This is a genomic window from Acidovorax sp. LjRoot66 (assembly GCF_964253305.1).
Lineage (GTDB): Bacteria > Pseudomonadota > Gammaproteobacteria > Burkholderiales > Burkholderiaceae_C > Acidovorax.
This window is the reverse complement of record NZ_CAXUQU020000001.1, coordinates 5,925,336-5,940,314: the sequence shown is the minus strand read 5'-3', so window position 1 is coordinate 5,940,314 and position 14,979 is coordinate 5,925,336. Positions and strand designations below refer to the sequence as shown.

Here is a 14,979-nt window from a genome sequence, read left to right as displayed (position 1 = left end):
ACATGCCTGGCGCAGACTGTGACCCCCATGGACGACGACACCCCCGACAACACCACCCCCGCCACCACGCCCTTCGAATGGATCGGCGGCGAAGAACGCGTGCGCGCCCTGGTCGAGCGCTTCTACGACCTGATGGACCTGGAGCCCGGCTATGCCGAGCTGCGTGCCGCCCATGGCAGCGACCTCGCCAGCGCGCGGCAAAAGCTGTTCTGGTTCCTGTGCGGCTGGCTGGGCGGGCCGTCCTACTACACCGACCAGTTCGGCCACCCGCGCCTGCGTGCGCGCCACATGCCGTTTTCCATCGGCACGCAGGAGAGCCGCCAGTGGGTGGCCTGCATGGACCAGGCCATGGGCGAGACGGGCGTGCCCGAGGCGCTGCGCACGCGCTTGCGCGAGAGCTTCACGGGCACGGCGGACTGGATGGTCAACCAACCTCTGGTGACCAAGAAGCTGATGTGACCGGCACCAGCACGGCGACCGATTTTGTCGGTCGGCCTTGCGTCGGGGCATGTGCCCGCAGGCATACTGCGAGTCCATTCCACCGAAGGAGCCCGTGCCATGAAGCGTTCCGTTGTCCTTGCCGCCAGCTTGCTGGCCTGTGCCCTGACGCATGCCCAGCCGGCCCCCGCCGCTGGAGACACCTGGGGCAGTGCGCCGCCCGCGTCGGACGACCGCTTCACCAACCCCAAGAGCAAGCTCTACTCGGGCCCCAACGGCTGGCACAACTTCGGCGAGGTGCGGGCCGAGGTGGCCAACGCCGCCAAGACCCGCTATGCGTTCAAGACCGGGCTCAACTATCTGGCCACCTCCAAGTCCTTCGTGTTTGCCACCAACTCCCAGACGCAACTGGTCGAGGTGGACTTTGGCACCGACCAGCCCGCACCGGGCACCTACGAAGTGGCTGCCAAGCCCGATCCCGCCCAGAAAAAGGCGCTGGTCTCGCTCACCGATGCATCGGGCGGCAAGCTGCTGGGCTGGCAGAGCGGCGACAAGGCCGGCACCGTCACGGTGTCCAAGGTCAACGGCTACCTGTACTTCACCGCGCGCAACCTGCGCCTGGCGCCCGTGGGCATGAGCAACAAGGGCGATCTCAAGCAGCCCATGTCGCTGGGCTTCGAGGGCGCTGTCGCACCCGAAAAATGATCCTTGTTGGAAAGCACCCCGCCCATGTCATGCGATGAACGCTTCGCCCAGGAGGCCCAGGCGCTGGGCTACAGCTTCGACGGCGAGATCAAGATCGGCGGCAACTACGTGCCTTTGGTGCGCGATGGCCGCCATATCTACCTGAGCGGCCAGATCCCCCGCGTGGGCGACACCGTGGTGGTCACGGGTGCTGCCGGGGCCGATGCCTCGCTGCAGGACGCGCAGCGCGCCGCCAAGGTCTGCGCCATGCGGGCCCTGGCGCTGCTGCAGCGCGCCCTGGGCACGCTCGATGCGGTCACTGCCGTGCTGCGCATCACCGTCTACGTGCAGTCGGCCCCGGGCTTCACGCAGCAGAGCGAGGTGGCCGATGGCGCCTCGGAAGTGCTCTACCGCGTGCTCGGCCCGGTGGGCGCGCACACCCGCACCTCGGTGGGGGTGCTGCAGTTGCCCAAGAACGCCACGGTCGAGGTAGACCTGATCGCCGCAGCGGATTGACACCGGGGCGCAGTGCGCGCGAGCCCACCGCGCCTTCACGGGCCACTGCCCGAGGCGCGCGCGCGCCTATGGATTGCGTGGCCCCACGGGCTGCAACAGCACCAGCAATGCGCCTGCGCCACCATCGACGGGCCGGGCCTGCACGAAGGCCAGCACCTCGTTCTTCTGCACCAGCCAGCGCTGCACCCGGCCCTTGAGCACGGGGCTCTTGCCGGGCGAACCCAGGCCCTTGCCGTGCACCACGCGCACGCAGCGCAGCCCGTTGCGGTGCGACTGGCGGATGAACTGGCCCAGGGCCTCGCGCGCCTCGTCTACGCGCAGGCCATGCAGGTCGAGCTGGCCCTGGATGCTCCAGTAACCCGCGCGCAGCCGCTGCGTGACCTGCACGCCGATGCCATGGCGCCGGTAGCTCAGCGCGTCGTCGGTGTCGAGCAGGGTGCTCACGTCGAAGTCGTCGCTGATGGATTCGAGCAGCACGCGCTCCTCGTCCAGCCAGTGCTGCAGCGGCAGCGGCTGGGGCAGGCGGCGCTGCAGGCGCGCCAGGTTGCGCACGCGCAGCGGGGTGATGGGGCCCACGCTGCGGCTGAAGAACTGGTTCTCGGCCTCCTGGCGCGCGGCGGCCTCGCGCCGGGCCTTCTCTTCGGCCTGCTCGCGTTCGTGCTGCTCGCGCAGCTGGCGGGCCACCGTGGCCAGCTCCTGCAGATCGGCGATGCGCTGTCCGGCGCGCCGGGGCGCGGGGGCCGTCCGTCGTTTGGGTGTGGCTGTGGGACTCGGTGCTGTGGCGGGTGGCCTGGGCACGCGCGCCGGTCGGGCCGCCGCCAGCCGTGCCGCTGCCGATGCGCGCCGGGCGGCGCGCGTGGGTTCGGGCACCGGTGGCACCGGGACGGGCAGGGCTGCCGCCAGGCTGGGGGGCAGGGCTTCCTTGCCTGCGGTATCGGCGGCGCGGGCCAGGGCGGTCTGCAGCGCGGTGGGGGCCGCGGGCCGTGGACTGGGCGAGGGCGGGCGCGCCGGTGGTGCCGGGCTCACATCAGCCCCTTCTCGGCCATCGACAGCGCCTGGCCCGGCGCCACGATGACATGGTCGAGCACGCGCACGTCGATCAGCGCCAGCGTGGTCTTGAGCGTCTGGGTCAGCGCCTCGTCGGCGCGGCTCGGTTGCACGCTGCCGCTGGGGTGGTTGTGGGCCAGCACCACGGCGGCGGCCTGGTGGTGCAGTGCGCGCAGCACCACCTCCCGCGGGTAGACGCTGGCCTGGGTCAAGGTGCCGCGAAACAGTTCTTCGAGCGCCAGCAGGCGGTTCTGGCTATCGAGGAACAGCACGGCGAACACCTCGTGCCCCTTGGCGGCCAGGTGCAACTGCACATAGTGCTTGACGGTGTCGGGCGAGTCGAACACCTCGCGTTCGCGCAACTGCTGGGCCAGGGCGCGGCGTGCCAGCTCCAGCACGGCCACCAGCTCGGCGCGTTTGGCGGGGCCCAGGCCCTTGATGCGCGCCAGGTCGTCCGCACTGGTGTGCAGCAGGCCGGCGATGCCGCCGAAACCGCCCGTGAGCTTGCCGGTGGCGGCATCCAGCACCGGCGGGTCGAGCAGCTCCTGCGCCATCTGCAGCACGCCCTTGCCCACAATGCCGGTGCGCAGCAGAATGGCCAGCAGCTCTGCATCGGCCAGCGCGGCGGGGCCGCGCGCGAGGAGTTTTTCGCGCGGCTGGGCGTCCGGGGGGAGGTCTTTGATGGCCATGGCGTGCAGGAAATAAGGAGTCTCGGACACCCAGCCATGGGGGCTTGCCCGTTTTTCTACAATAGAGGCCAGTTTATCGGGACTTTCATGACCTCTACCGCCACAGCCCTTCCCACCGTACAGCCGGGCTCCTTTCTCACGCTGCACTATCGCCTGGCAGGCCCGGCGGGGGATGTGATCAACACCTTTGCCGACAAGCCGGCCACGCTGTCGCTGGGCACGGGCGAGCTGTCGCCCGCCATGGAGCAGCACCTGCTGGGCCTGGTGGAGGGCACGCGCGCCACCTTCGAGCTGCCTGCGGGCGAGGCCTTTGGCGAGCGCAACCCCGACATGCAGCAGTGGGTGGCCAAGAAGCTGCTCAACGAGCTGGGCAGTGCCGACGAAAAATACAGCCCTGGCGATGTGGTGCAGTTCCCCACTCCCGACGGCATGGGCAGCTATGCCGGTGCGGTGATGCAGGTGCGCGAGGACGGCGCCGTGCGTTTTGACTTCAACCACCCGCTGGCCGGCCAGCCCGTCACCTTCGAAGTGCTCGTGATCGGAATCCTCTGATGCAGACCCCCCAGGAAATCCTGCTGGCCGAGCCGCGTGGCTTTTGCGCCGGCGTGGACCGTGCCATCGAAATCGTCGAGCGCGCGCTGCAGAAATTCGGCCGCCCGATCTACGTGCGCCACGAGATCGTGCACAACACCTATGTGGTCAACGACCTCAAGGCCAAGGGTGCGATCTTCATCGAGGAGCTCTCGGACGTGCCCCCGGGCGCCACGCTGATTTTCAGCGCCCACGGTGTGAGCAAGGCCGTGCAGGAAGAGGCCGTGGCGCGCGGCTTTTCGATCTTCGACGCGACCTGCCCGCTGGTGAGCAAGGTGCACGTCGAAGTGGCCAAGCTGGCCAAGGAAGGCTACGAGTTCATCATGATCGGCCACAAGGGCCATCCCGAGGTGGAGGGCACCATGGGCCAGCTCGACCATGGCATCCACCTGGTGGAAGACGTGGCCGACGTGGCCCGCGTGCAGCCCAGGCAGACCGCTAAGCTCGCGGTAGTCACCCAGACCACCCTGAGCGTGGACGACGCCGCCGAAATCTCTGCCGCGGTGCGCGCGCGCTTCCCCCAGGTGCGCGAGCCCAAGCACCAGGACATCTGCTACGCCACGCAGAACCGGCAGGACGCAGTCAAGGTGCTGAGCCCGCAAGTGGATGTGGTCATCGTCGTGGGCAGCCCCACCAGCTCCAACAGCAACCGCCTGCGCGAACTGGCCGCCAAGCTGGGCACCACGGCCTTCATGGTCGACAGTGCCGAGGAACTGCAGGCCGAGTGGTTCACCGGCGTGGCGCGCGTGGGCCTCACGGCTGGCGCCTCGGCGCCCGAAATCCTGGTCAAGCAGGTCATCGACCGCATCAAGGCGCTGGGCGCCGTGTCGGTGCGCACCATGTCGGGCATTGAGGAGACCATCAAGTTCCCGCTGCCCAAGGGGCTCAAGATCGATGCTGCCACAGGCTTCGAGATCAAGGAGCGCCAGCCCGAGACAGGGCCGACCGGCCATTGACGCAACGCAAGTAGGCGCTCACAGCGCCACTGCCGGACCGCTCCACAGGTCCAGCGGCGGGTCGGCCGCCACGGCGCGCAGGATGTCGGTGCGCGAGATGAAGCCGGTGAGCCGGCCCGAGTCATCCGTCACCGGCAGGCCGGGCAGGCCCGTGTCCAACAGCACGGCCGCCACGCGGCGCAGTTCGGTGTCGGCCGCCACGGCGGGCACGGGGCTCACCATCACCTCGGCCACGGGCCGTCGGGCCAGGTCGATGGCCTGTTTCACCGCGCCGGGCTCGGGCAGCAGGTCCAGCGGCGCCATGTCGGCGCGCAGCAGCAGGCCCACCACGCGGCCCTGGGCGTCCACCACCGGCGCCTGCGCCACATGGTGCTCGGCCAGCGTCTGCCAGGCGGCGTTTACCATGGCGTCGGGCTGCACGGTCAGCGCCTCATGGGTCATCACGTCGCTCACCAGCGTCAGCGGCTTGCGGGCTTGCTGGGGGCCCTGTTCGGTCTGGGCATAGGCGCTCACCGCATCCTGCAGGCGCAGGTTCACTGGCACCGCAACGGAGGGTGACGGCTGGGCAGGCACCTCGGGCTGGGCCTGCTCGTCGAGCGAGCGGGTGCGCAGGGCCTGGGGGCGCTGCACGCGCCGCACCGGAGCCACGCTGGAGAGGTTTTCGGCCCCGCCGCGGTACATCTGCCCCGAAGGGCCGAACACAAAGAACATGCCACCAACCTCCTCGGGGCTGGCCTGCAAAAAAGTGTCGCCCCTGCCCATGTTATCGGCAGCAAAAAGGCCCGGGCACAGCCCAGGGTGTATCCGTGTGTGCGCCTGCATTGCGCAACGGGCATCTACACTCACCGATTGTCCTGAATCCGGCCCTTTCGGGCCCTTCGCACCCCATGATCGATCGCGCCGCCATCTCCGCCGCCCGCCAGCAACTGGCATCCCGCCCCGACTTCCTGCGCACCACGCCGCTGCTGCGCCTGAGCGGCCGATCCCTGGGCGTGGACTGCGCCGAGGTCTGGCTCAAGCTCGAGCACCTGCAGGTGGGCGGCAGCTTCAAGGCCCGCGGCATGCTGTACCGGCTGATGGCCAACCCCGTGCCCGAAAGCGGCGTGATCATCGCCTCCGGCGGCAACGCCGGCATTGCCGTGGCGGCGGCCGCCAAGGCCCTGGCCGTGCGCTGCGAAGTCTTTGTGCCCGAGGTCTCGCCCGAGGCCAAGCGCGCCCGCCTGCGCGCCCTGGGGGCCGACGTCGTCGTCACCGGTGCAGCATATTCCGAAGCCTTCGAGGCCTGCGTGGCGCGCCAGAAGACCACCGGCGCGCTGCAGGCCCATGCCTATGACCAGCCTGAGGTGGTGGCCGGTGCCGGCACCCTGGCGGCCGAGATCGAGGAGCAGGGCGGGCGCTTGCCCGACACCGTTCTCGTCAGCGTGGGCGGCGGCGGCCTGATCGGCGGCGTGGCCGCCTGGGTGGAAAGCCGCGCCCACGTGGTGGCGCTGGAGCCCGAGCGTGCCCCCACCCTGCACGCGGCCCGCGCAGCCGGCATGCCGGTGGACGTGGAGGTGGGCGGCATCGCCGCCGATTCGCTGGGTGCGCGCCGCATCGGCGCCATCGGCTGGGAGGTGAGCCAGCGCCATGTGCACGAATCCCTGCTGCTGCCCGACGAGGCCATCCGCTCGGCCCAGCAGTGGCTGTGGAAGGAGCTCAAGCTGGCCGTGGAGCCGGCGGCCGCGCTGGGCCTGGCAGCCCTGCAGACCGGCGCCTACAAGCCCCAGCCGCAGGAGACGGTCGCCCTCATTTTGTGCGGTGCCAATTTCGATCCCGCGAACCTGTAACCCCCTGAGTCGCTTCGCGCCTTCCCCCTGAAAGGGGGACGCCCCCAGTGCGGCGGGGCGGCCCTTGCACGGGGGCACTGGCTTGGGGCGCGCCAGTTGCAACGGTTGCGCGCGATGCTTGTCGCCATCACCCTGAATCAGGCTTTTTTGCCAGCCCTCTAAAATCCCCCCATGCTAGACATTCTTCTTCTCCGCAAAGACCTCGACACCGCCATCGCGCGCCTGGAAACCCGCAAGAAGCCCCAGGCCTTCCTGGACGTTGCCGCCTTCCAGGGCCTGGAATCCGAGCGCAAGACCCTGCAATCGCGCACCGAAGAGCTGCAGTCGCAGCGCAACCAGCTCTCCAAGCAGGTCGGCATGCTGATCAGCCGTGGCGACAAGGACGGCGCCGAGGCCGCCAAGGCCCAGGTCACCGCCTCCAAGGCAGAGCTGGAGCAATCGGCCGCGCGGCTGGAGCAGATCCAGGCCGAGCTGCAAACCATGCTGGCCGCCGTGCCCAACCTGCCGCACGAGAGCGTGCCCGTGGGCGCTGACGAATCGGGCAACGTCGAGGTGCGCAAGTGGGGCACGCCCGGCACCTACGCCTTCGAAGTCAAGGACCATGTCGACGTGGGCACGCCCCTGGGCCTGGACTTTGACATGGGCGTCAAGCTCTCGGGCTCGCGCTTCACCGTGATGAAGGGCAACATCGCCCGGCTGCACCGCGCGCTCGCCCAGTTCATGCTCGACGTGCAGACCCAGGAGCATGGCTACACCGAGTGCTACGTGCCCTACGCCGTCAACGCCGACTCGCTCAAGGGCACGGGCCAGTTGCCCAAGTTCGAGGGCGACCTGTTCGCCGCCAAGAAGGGTGGCCAGGACGGCGAGCCCGTGCCCGACAACGCGGCGCTCTACCTCATCCCCACCAGCGAGGTGCCGCTGACCAACTTCGTGCGCGACGTGGTCGTGGCCGAGACCGAGCTGCCGATCAAGCTCACGGCGCACACGCCGTGCTTTCGCTCCGAGGCTGGCAGCTATGGGCGCGACACGCGAGGCATGATCCGCCAGCACCAGTTCGACAAGGTCGAGATGGTGCAGATCGTGCATCCCGACAAGAGCTACGAGGCGCTCGAAGCCATGACCGGCCACGCCGAAGCCGTGCTGCAGAAGCTCGGCCTGCCCTACCGCGTGATGAGCCTGTGCACCGGCGACATGGGTTTCGGCGCCGCCAAGACCTATGACCTCGAGGTCTGGCTGCCCGCGCAGAACACCTACCGCGAGATCAGCTCGGTGAGCAACTGCGAGGCCTTCCAGTCGCGCCGCCTGCAGGCCCGCTTCAAGAACGCCCAGGGCAAGAACGAGTTGCTGCACACCCTGAACGGCTCGGGCCTGGCCGTGGGCCGCACCCTGGTGGCGGTGCTGGAAAACTACCAGCAGGCCGACGGCAGTGTGGCCATCCCCGAGGTGCTGCGCCCCTACATGGGCGGCCTGGCCGTGCTGGCGCCGCAGGCCTGAGCTGGATTCCTGCGCTCTTGGGGCAACGGGCCTTCTGGCCCGTTTTTCATGCCCGCTGCGGGTCTTGAGGCGCCGCGAGCAGCATCCGGCGCGTTGTGGTGCAATGCGCTTCCGACAGCGTGCCAGGCTCTGAGAGCGCGCGTCGTTCCCCTCACCCCCTTTCAGGATAGACCCTCCATGACCTACCCCATGCACACCTCCAGCATCCCCGTGTTCCGCCAGATGCTGGGCGCCCTGAAGGACGTGCTCGCCAAGACCGAGGCCCATGCCACTGCACGCAAGATCGAACCCGACGCGCTGCTGCAGGCCCGCCTGTACCCCGACATGTTCCCCATGGCGCGCCAGGTGCTGATCGCCTGCGACTTCGCCAAGGGCGTGTGCGCCCGCCTGGCTGGCGTCGAGGTGCCCTCGTTCCCGGACGGCGAGCACCCCGGCTTTGCCGACCTGAACGAGCGCATCGACACGGTGCTGGCCTTCATCGAAGGCCTGCCCGCCGAGAACTTCGCCGAGGCCGCCACGCGCCAGATCACCCTGCAACCCGGCACCCCGCGCGAAAAGCAGTTCGTGGGCCAGGCCTACCTGCTGCACTACGGCCTGCCGCAGTTCTTCTTCCACGTGACCACGGCCTACGCCCTGGCGCGCCACAACGGGGTGGAGCTGGGCAAGCGCGACTACATGGGCAAGGCCTGAATCTCAATGCACGCCGCGCTCGTTGCAGAGCGCAAAAAAAGCCTGCTATAATCGCAGGCTTCGACACACAGGAGAGGTGGCAGAGTGGTCGAATGTACCTGACTCGAAATCAGGCGTAGTGGCAACACTACCGTGGGTTCGAATCCCACCCTCTCCGCCACTGACAAAGCCCCGATGCTATCTAAACCATAGCTCGGGGCTTTTTCTTTTGCCGGGCTGCTGGCGACGGGGCTGGCCTGCCAGTTGGCCAGTTGGCCTGTTGGCAGTAGCCATGCCTTCACTGTCAAGAGCCAGCCCACGGGCCAGCGTTGCACGGTGGCGAGGGGCACAGGAGCACTGTCAGCGGACTCCCCTTCAGTGCTGCTCGAGTGCGCGCAACTGCCCAACGAGCGCAACACCCTGGGCGGCATCATCAGCGGCGTGCCCACTGGAACCTCAGTGGTATTGGCCAATGGCCGGGAAGATCTGCCGCCCACCGCCGACGGCGGCTTCACCTTCACCACTCCGTTGGCCGCAGGTTCTGCCTATGCGGTCACCGTCAAGACCCAATCTCAGGGCACTGGCTGCGTGGTGCGCAATGGCACGGGTGTCATCGGCGCCGCCTCTGTGGACACGGTTGCGGTGCGGTGCGCGGTCCTGGGATCCTTGCAACTGGCTTCTGGGAGCAGGACCAGTGCGTCCCCGGCCCGGACGGCACTGGCCTGAAGAACGGTTGGAGCCTATCGCAGGCCATGCCGGTGGTACTGGTGCGCAAGGGAAATCACCTGTGCTTGCTGGATCAAACAGCCACCCCCTCGATCTACCCCAATGTGGCCAGTACGGCGAGTGCGGTCACGGCGGCGATCGCGTCAGGCGCGTGCTACACGCCCCGTTGACCGCGGGGCACGCAGGGTGCGGCCATGTGCAAAAGGCCGTATGAAGATAGTGCCCACCGTGGCTTCCGCGCGGGCCTGGCTCGCCCATCGCCCGGCATCACCCAAATGGGTGTGCGCACCTCTTTGTGACACCCGGCACAGACGGATCACCACTGTTCGACAAAGATCGGTGCAGCCCTGCCTTGTGTGCGGGACTCACCGCACCGCCGCACCGCCGCACTGCTGCACTGCTGCACTGCTGCACGCGCTGCACAGGTGGACTGTCTTTTTTATCTTTTGAACCGAGAGGGTTTCGACCATGTCAGTGACGACCACCACACCGCCCCGATTACCCAGCCCTTCTCGCGGTCTCGCCAGCAGCAACAGCACCGCCGCAGCGGCCGCGTGACTGCAGCCCGCGTAGCGCTGGCGGCACTGCCGCTGCGTGAAAGACAGATATCCCATACAAGGCGACTCATGACACAACAAGCACCCAAAAAGCGACTGCAACGCGTCGGCCTTTTAGCCGTATTGATTCCCATGCTCTCCGCATGCGGAGGCGGTTCCGACAGTTCGGTCGAATCGCCTGCCCCACCACCCGCTTCTTCGGCCACCTTGTCCCTTCTTGCCGGTTATACGCTCAGTGAAGGCAATCAGGACGGCCCCACAAGCACGACCGCGAGCTTCAGCACGAACGTGGGGGGAATGGCCTTGACCAGTTCGGGGGAGGTGGTCATCGCAGATACCAACAATAACCTGGTACGCAAGCTAAGCGCCAATGGCGAGCAAGTCACTACCTTGGCCGGAGGCTGGGTGCCTTCGGGCGCCACTCCCGGCACCCCATCCAGTTATTCGGACGGCAATGGCCAGAACGCGCGGCTCTACCGCCCCGCTGCGGTTGCCGTGGACGCAGCAGGAAACACCTATGTGGCCGATACCGCGAACCACCTGGTGCGCAAGATCAGTGCAGCAGGACTCGTGACCACCCTGGCTGGCCGGGCAGGGGTATGTGGCAATCAGGATGGTGTGGGCAACGGCGCCGCCCTGTGCAACCCCAGCAGCATCGCCGTAGACAAGACAGGTACAGTCTATGTGTCAGAAGCTTATCTCCCTGGTCAAACTCAAACAGGGCGAATCCGCAAGATCACTGCGGATGGTGCAGTGAGCACAATCGCCAGCCAAACCAGAGGACGCAACCCACTCCTCGCCACTGATTCTGCGGGGACTCTCTACGCAGCAGACTCCGGACTGATCCTCAAGTACTCGGCAAACGGCCTGGCCACTGCGGTGTCGGGCACTGAAGGCCAGCTCGGCAACACCATCGTGGCCATCACATTCGACCCAGCGGATCGCCTGATCGTGCTGGACAAGGAGGTGACCACCCAACTTATGCTCGGCCCTCCGTCCATACGGTATGTACGGCTTGGCATTCGCCATGTCGGCAGCGATGGACGTGTCACGACCCTGGTCAGCGCCCCATCCGACTGCCACAATTACAGCGGACGCAGCAACGATGACCTGTGCCAGGCCATTACCATGGTGGCCAAAGCCGATGGCCAATTCCTGGTGGCCGAAGGCATCGGCGGCAGCAGTACCTCCTATAAATACGTGCAGTTGCGCAACTACACACAGCGGGGCACGTACACGGTGGTCGCAGGCCCGGTTTCTCCCACAGGTGCCAAAGATGGGCCAGGCGATGCCGCGCGCTTTGACCAGCCTTCGGCGCTGGCCTTCGATCCATCGGGGATGCTGTATGTGCGCGACAAGGGCAACGACACCATCCGCACTGTGCAAGCAGACGGTCTGGTAGGCACCCTGGGCCGGCCTGGAGGGCGGTGCACTTCGATCACAGGCCTGGCCAAGGAATTTCTTCCAAGTGGAATAGCCACAGTCCCCGGATCGGCCTTGGCCGCTGACGGAGCAGGCAACCTTTACACCTATATTGATTCCCGCATTCTGAAGTTGCGCAATTGCGAGGCCGTGCTTCTGGCGGATGTGAATCCATTGCTGATTGTGGATCCATCGACGGGCACGGGCAGACCCGCCGTCAACCCCATCACCGGCATTGCTGCGGACAGCACAGGCAACGTCTATGCGTCCTCCTACCAAGGAGTCATTTTCAAAATAGATACCAAAGGGACAGCCACATTGTTCGCAGGCAGCGAAGCGCAGTGGGGGCACAGGGATGGTCAAGGCCAAGCCGCAAGATTTTCGTGGCTGGGCAACATGACCACCGATGCAGCCGGTAACCTCTATGTGGTCGATAGCCTGAATAACTTCAAGAGCTTGGGTCCAACCATCCGCAAGATCACTCCGTCTGGGCTCGTCAGCACTTTGGCAGGTAACCCTGATGCCCCCCCCGGCCATGCCGATGGCCTTGGTTCAGCGGCACTGTTCTCGGTTGATTGGCAAGAGGAGCCAAAGACCGCCAGCCTCGCGGTGGACAACAAAGGCAACGTGTATGTCTCCGACCCTGCCAACAGTGTGATCCGCAAGATCACTCCTGACGGCCAGGTCAGCACCCCCGTGGGACAGGTGGGACGCCGGGGATTTGCTGCAGTGGATCTGCCAGGCAGCATCGGCCGCCCCGCCGGTATTGCAATCCGTGATTCCAGGCTCTACATCTCCGTCCCCCATGGGGTGATCCAGGTCAGGCTTCCTGATTGATCCCAGGAAACCGAATCTCCTCGATGGCTTCCTTCATGGGAGCCAGCGAGTGTCCCCCGGAGTACGGTCCGTAGGTGATGCGTGGCTTCTCATGGCCCAAGTCGGTCGCCATACGTGTTGAAGCTCAGGTTGGATAGGATGCATCGCCCTTTTGTCGGATGGCGGGGTTGGGTGAAAAGATGCATCCTTGGGTTCCTGTGCGTGACGCATGAACGGGCGGTTCTGCGCTGGTTGGGTTCGGGCCGCCCGCCTGCATGCTGGCTTGTGCAAGAATTTGTAGTTGCCGATACGTTTCACTTCACCGTTTCTTTCCCCGCAAAGGATGTGCTTCATGATCTCCCTCCGGAATTCCGCTCTCGCACTGGCCCTCGCCATGGCTGGCCTGGCAGCAGCACCCGCGCATGCGGCCGACCCTGCCGTGTTCGACGCGGCCACGGGCCGCCTGCGCTTTCCCATCCTGCAGATCGACGGCAACCTGAAGTTCCGCGACGTGGTGATTCAGCTGGTCTCGCCCGGCCAGTTGCGCCTCAACGATGCCAGCGTGGGGGCGGACATCAGCTTCACCTCGGCGGGCAATGTGCTGCGCATTCCGCAGCTGAGCTTCGGTGGCGTGGTCTACCCCGCCGTCAGCCTCACCAGCCCTGCCTTCTCGCTGGTGAGCTTCGGTGATGTGGTGATCGATGCAGGTTCGCCCAGCAACTACACGCTGGATGTCCGGGTGACGGCCCAGGGTACGCCCGTGCCCCTGATCACGATCAACAACGTGCCCAAGCCCGCGAACCAGACCGCGTTCTGCAACGACCCGGCGCTGCAGCAGACGGTGCTGCAGAACGCAGGCGCGGCGCAGGCCACCTGGACCATGTCGGGCTGCACCTTCAACGGCAACTCGGGCAGCATGACCGGCACGCTGACCATCACCACCCCCGTGGCGGCCGCCATCCCCATCGTCGCGAACTTCACCTACCGCTGATCGGCCGGCGCATCACCGAGGCGTGGGCCATTGCGGGGCAGGTCCACCTGCCCGGTTACGGGCCCCGTTCAGCCACTTCCGCCGCCTGCACCAGCGCCTTGTGCAAGGCCTTGGCAAAGCGCGGGTCGGTTACCGCGCCCACGTTGAAGCGCGACCAGCGCGAAGTCGCCGCGAAGTCCACCGAGAAGATGCGCCCCGGCGCCATGACGATCTTGCGCGGCAGCATCTGCTGGGCAAAGGCCAGCGAGTCCTGCACGCCCGGCAGGGCCACCCATTGGTACAGCGACTGCGGGTTGCGCGTGAACACCTCGGCGCCCACGGCGTCGAAGATCTGCAGCGCGCTCTGGGTGGCTGCGGCCAGACGCTCGCGCAGGCGCTGGATGTGGCGCTGGTAGTGGCCCTCGCTCAGGATCACGTCCACCGTGCGCTCGCTGTACTCCGAGCTGCTCACGTGGATCAGCGCCTTGAGGTCGGCAATGTCGCTGGCCAGGTCGGCACCGCAGGCGATGTACCCCACGCGCAGCGCCGCGGAAAATGACTTGGAGAAGCTGCCGATGTAGATCGTGCGTTCGAGCTGGTCCAGCGAGGACAGGCGTGGCGCGCTGGTGGGCTTGAAGTCGGCCAGCGGGTCGTTCTCCACGATCATCAGGTCGTACTTCTGCGCCAGCTGCAGCACCCGGAAGGCCTTGGCTGCGGTCAGATCCGACCCCGTGGGGTTGTGCGCCACCGACTGGGTGAAGAACAGGCGGGGCTTGTGCACGATGAGCAACTGCTCCAGCGCCTCCAGGTCCGGCCCGTCGGCCAGGCGCGGCACGCCCACGATGTGCGCCCCCGCCAGCTTGAGCTTGCCGAACAGCGGGTAGTAGCCCGGGTCGTCCACCAGCACCGGCGCGCCGGGCGGAACGAAGTAGCGGATGACGATGTCCATGGCCTCGTTGGCCCCGTGGGTCAGCACGATCTGCCGCGGCTCGGTACCGATGCCCAGGTCCGCCAGCTTGCGCACCAGGTGCTGGCGCAGCGGTTCGTAGCCGAAGCGGTTGCCGTAGCGGAACAGGGCCCCCAGGCCCGTGCGCACCACCTTGTGGTGGAACTTGTCCAGGCGCACGTCGGCCAGCCATTCCACGGGCGGGAAGCCATCGCCCACAGCCAGGGCCCCCGGCTCGGACTTGAGCTGCTCGCGCATCAGCCAGACGATGTCCATGGCGCGGCCGAGCGAGCCGGCTTCTTCCTCCTTGGCCTGGGCCCTGGGCTGCGCGCGCACGAAGTAGCCCGAGCCCCGGCGCGGCTCGATCAGGCCCCGGGCCACCAGCACCTCGAAGGCCGCGACGATGGTGTTCTTGGCATAGCCGTGCAGCTGCGCCAGCTCGCGCAGCGAGGGCAGCTTGTCACCCTCCTGGTAGGCGCCGTCGCGTATCTGCCGGTCGATGGAATCGGCCAGGGTGAGGGTCAGCGAGGCGGTCTTGGGCGCGGCTTTCATGGGGCATCCGGAGAGGTCTGACCACTATGACACAGCCCATGTGTACCTGGACAGTTGGCCCGACTGTCCCTTGAAACTGT

16 protein-coding genes and 1 tRNA gene are annotated in these 14,979 nt (G+C 66.9%); 12 read left to right on the top strand and 5 right to left on the bottom strand.

Features of this window, described 5'->3' with window-relative positions:
- The first annotated feature begins 27 nt into the window (after window positions 1–27).
- From ACSQ3Y_RS27760 to ACSQ3Y_RS27750, 3 genes are all read left to right on the top strand, one after another.
- Window positions 28–459, top strand: a complete 432-nt coding sequence (locus ACSQ3Y_RS27760; RefSeq protein WP_057201912.1) for a group II truncated hemoglobin — start codon at window positions 28–30, stop codon at window positions 457–459.
- 99 nt (window positions 460–558) lie between these two features.
- Window positions 559–1,143, top strand: coding sequence for a hypothetical protein (locus ACSQ3Y_RS27755; protein WP_427999572.1), 585 nt, complete (start codon window positions 559–561; stop codon window positions 1,141–1,143).
- Between the two features lie 24 nt (window positions 1,144–1,167).
- A complete protein-coding gene (locus tag ACSQ3Y_RS27750; protein WP_057201914.1) occupies window positions 1,168–1,638 on the top strand; it encodes a RidA family protein in 471 nt (156 codons plus the stop codon).
- A 66-nt stretch (window positions 1,639–1,704) separates the two neighbouring features.
- On the opposite strand, the gene ACSQ3Y_RS27745 is transcribed toward ACSQ3Y_RS27750, so the two are convergent.
- Entirely contained in the window at window positions 1,705–2,340 is a 636-nt protein-coding gene (locus tag ACSQ3Y_RS27745) for a Smr/MutS family protein (RefSeq protein WP_428003795.1), read from the bottom strand.
- 320 nt (window positions 2,341–2,660) lie between these two features.
- A complete protein-coding gene (radC, locus tag ACSQ3Y_RS27740; RefSeq protein ID WP_057268314.1) occupies window positions 2,661–3,374 on the bottom strand; it encodes a RadC family protein in 714 nt (237 codons plus the stop codon).
- Window positions 3,375–3,461: 87 nt separating this feature from the next.
- On the opposite strand from radC, the gene ACSQ3Y_RS27735 reads away from it, so the two are divergent.
- Entirely contained in the window at window positions 3,462–3,926 is a 465-nt protein-coding gene (locus tag ACSQ3Y_RS27735) for an FKBP-type peptidyl-prolyl cis-trans isomerase (RefSeq protein ID WP_057268315.1), read from the top strand.
- Window positions 3,926–4,921: a 4-hydroxy-3-methylbut-2-enyl diphosphate reductase gene (gene ispH / locus ACSQ3Y_RS27730; protein WP_057268316.1), complete on the top strand. Its 996-nt coding sequence runs from the start codon at window positions 3,926–3,928 to the stop codon at window positions 4,919–4,921. The genes ACSQ3Y_RS27735 and ispH overlap by 1 nt, the downstream gene beginning before the upstream one ends.
- 18 nt (window positions 4,922–4,939) lie before the next feature.
- On the opposite strand, the gene ACSQ3Y_RS27725 is transcribed toward ispH, so the two are convergent.
- Window positions 4,940–5,632: a CBS domain-containing protein gene (locus ACSQ3Y_RS27725; RefSeq protein ID WP_436179511.1), complete on the bottom strand. Its 693-nt coding sequence runs from the start codon at window positions 5,630–5,632 to the stop codon at window positions 4,940–4,942.
- Between the two features lie 176 nt (window positions 5,633–5,808).
- On the opposite strand from ACSQ3Y_RS27725, the gene ACSQ3Y_RS27720 reads away from it, so the two are divergent.
- The 5 genes from ACSQ3Y_RS27720 (at window position 5,809) to ACSQ3Y_RS27700 (ending at window position 9,636) form a co-directional block, all read left to right on the top strand.
- Complete coding sequence (locus ACSQ3Y_RS27720; RefSeq protein ID WP_436179510.1) at window positions 5,809–6,747, top strand: threonine/serine dehydratase; 939 nt, start codon at window positions 5,809–5,811, stop codon at window positions 6,745–6,747.
- A gap of 171 nt (window positions 6,748–6,918) precedes the next feature.
- Complete coding sequence (serS, locus tag ACSQ3Y_RS27715) at window positions 6,919–8,241, top strand: serine--tRNA ligase (protein ID WP_436179509.1); 1,323 nt, start codon at window positions 6,919–6,921, stop codon at window positions 8,239–8,241.
- A gap of 177 nt (window positions 8,242–8,418) precedes the next feature.
- Window positions 8,419–8,931 carry a DUF1993 domain-containing protein gene (locus ACSQ3Y_RS27710; protein WP_057268320.1) on the top strand — a complete coding sequence of 171 codons (513 nt, stop codon included), beginning with the start codon at window positions 8,419–8,421 and terminating at the stop codon, window positions 8,929–8,931.
- Window positions 8,932–9,001: 70 nt separating this feature from the next.
- Window positions 9,002–9,091 (top strand) — tRNA-Ser (locus ACSQ3Y_RS27705).
- A 197-nt stretch (window positions 9,092–9,288) separates the two neighbouring features.
- On the top strand, window positions 9,289–9,636 hold the full coding sequence (locus ACSQ3Y_RS27700) for a hypothetical protein (protein ID WP_436179508.1): 348 nt from the start codon (window positions 9,289–9,291) through the stop codon (window positions 9,634–9,636).
- Window positions 9,637–10,001: 365 nt separating this feature from the next.
- On the opposite strand, the gene ACSQ3Y_RS27695 is transcribed toward ACSQ3Y_RS27700, so the two are convergent.
- On the bottom strand, window positions 10,002–10,250 hold the full coding sequence (locus ACSQ3Y_RS27695; RefSeq protein ID WP_436179507.1) for a hypothetical protein: 249 nt from the start codon (window positions 10,248–10,250) through the stop codon (window positions 10,002–10,004).
- A 12-nt stretch (window positions 10,251–10,262) separates the two neighbouring features.
- Between ACSQ3Y_RS27695 and ACSQ3Y_RS27690 the strand changes: the two genes are divergently transcribed.
- Together ACSQ3Y_RS27690 and ACSQ3Y_RS27685 are read left to right on the top strand one after the other, a co-directional pair.
- A complete protein-coding gene (locus ACSQ3Y_RS27690; protein WP_436179506.1) occupies window positions 10,263–12,452 on the top strand; it encodes a hypothetical protein in 2,190 nt (729 codons plus the stop codon).
- A gap of 331 nt (window positions 12,453–12,783) precedes the next feature.
- A complete protein-coding gene (locus tag ACSQ3Y_RS27685; protein WP_157412456.1) occupies window positions 12,784–13,422 on the top strand; it encodes a hypothetical protein in 639 nt (212 codons plus the stop codon).
- Window positions 13,423–13,477: 55 nt separating this feature from the next.
- Here ACSQ3Y_RS27685 and ACSQ3Y_RS27680 read toward each other — a convergent pair whose 3' ends face one another.
- Window positions 13,478–14,899 carry a PLP-dependent aminotransferase family protein gene (locus ACSQ3Y_RS27680; protein WP_436179505.1) on the bottom strand — a complete coding sequence of 474 codons (1,422 nt, stop codon included), beginning with the start codon at window positions 14,897–14,899 and terminating at the stop codon, window positions 13,478–13,480.
- Window positions 14,900–14,979: the final 80 nt, after the last annotated feature.